This is a genomic window from Dietzia sp. Cai40 (assembly GCF_014145165.1).
GTDB lineage: Bacteria > Actinomycetota > Actinomycetes > Mycobacteriales > Mycobacteriaceae > Dietzia > Dietzia natronolimnaea.
Map to the genome: position 1 here is coordinate 1 of NZ_JAALEB010000384.1, position 1,470 is coordinate 1,470.

Consider the following 1,470-nt stretch of genomic DNA (forward strand, 5'->3'; position numbering starts at 1 on the left):
GGCCGCCCCCGGGAACCCCCGGGGGCGGCCGCCTTTCGTCGTTCCGCCGCGAACGTAGGCACGGTCTTAGAGTTCTCAGTCCCCGATGGGCGAGGATCTGGGGATCGGAGTCGAGCGCGGAAATCGCCGTACGCTGGGAATACGGTGTTTAGGGAAGCCTTCCCTTACAAAGGTTAGGCTCGCCTTGGTTACAGTGCTATCGTTGCCGCATGTTCAGACAGCGCTCAGGCTCGCTCCCGCTGGCCGTCGCCGCCATCCTGGCTCTCACGCTGACCTCGTGCGGGGTCGCGACCGGGCTCGGCGGCGACCCCGAGACGATCTCCGGGATCCCTCTGGCGTCCGAGGTCTCGGCGACCGCGGACCCGCGATCCTTCGCCGGCGAGCTCTCGCTGGAGTTGGTCGACGACCCGGTCGACCCCGTCACGACCGACCCGGTTCCGCAGCTGCCGGCCGTGGTCACGGACAACCAGGGAACCGTCGTCGAGGTCGCGGACGTCTCCCGTATCCTGCCCCTGGACGTCTACGGGACGCTCTCCCGCATCGTCTTCGAACTCGGGCTGGGGGACAACGTGATCGGCCGCGACGTCTCGTCGGCCTTCCCCGAGATCTCCGATCGGCCCCTGGTGACGCAGGACGGGCATCAGCTCAACGCCGAGGCCATCCTCGCGCTCGACCCCAGTGTGATCATCACGGACACCTCGCTCGGTCCGTGGGACGTGATCCTGCAGCTCCGTGACGCAGGGATCCCCGTCGTCGTCGTCGACTCCCACCGGTCCCCGGACAACGTCGAGGCACTGACCCACTCCGTCGCCGACGGGCTCGGCGTGCCCGAGCTGGGGCGCGAACTGGGGGAGCGCACCCGCGCGAAGATCGTGGAAACCGAGGAGTCGATCGCCTCGATCGTGCCGGAGTCCGAGACCGCGCGGCTACGCACGGTCTTCCTCTACGCCCGTGGATCCGCCGGCGTCTACTACATGTTCGGCCAGGACAGCGGCGCGGACGAGTTGATCACCGCGGCCGGCGGATACGACGTGTCGACCGAGGTCGGGTGGAAGGGCGCCAAGCCGGCGAACGACGAGGGGCTCATCGCGGCTCAACCGGACGTCATCGTCATGATGAGCAAGGGGCTCGAGTCCGTCGGTGGCGTCGACGGCCTTCTCGAGAAGTTCCCGGCCCTGGCCCAGACGCCGGCCGGCGCGAACCAGCGGGTCGTCGCGATGAACGACGACCTCGTGCTGTCGTTCGGCACCAGGACCCCCGCCGTGCTCAACGCGCTGGCGGTGGCCCTCTACGCCCCCGACGCGCTGTGACGCTCACAGCGGATCGCCGCGAGCGGGCCGTGCAACCCTCACCCGGCTCCCGACCCGCACGGACGGCCGGCGGGACCCACCGCCTGCTGACCGGTGGCCTTCTGGTCGCCGGGCTGGCGGCTGCACTCGGTGTCCTGGCCGTGGTGGCCGCGGCCTCGGG

At 69.9% G+C, this 1,470-nt stretch carries 1 protein-coding gene; it reads left to right on the forward strand.

What is annotated here, in order from left to right:
- Positions 1–209 precede the first annotated feature (209 nt).
- The gene (locus G6022_RS14015) at positions 210–1,310 is read left to right on the forward strand and encodes an ABC transporter substrate-binding protein (RefSeq protein ID WP_182639872.1); all 1,101 of its coding nucleotides are present in this window, start codon (positions 210–212) and stop codon (positions 1,308–1,310) included.
- The last annotated feature ends 160 nt before the right edge of the window (positions 1,311–1,470 follow it).

Coding starts and splice junctions, on each gene's coding strand:
- G6022_RS14015 (WP_182639872.1), top strand. CDS start 210: ATGTTCAGACAGCGCTCAGGCTCGCTCCCGCTGGCCGTCGCCGCCATC.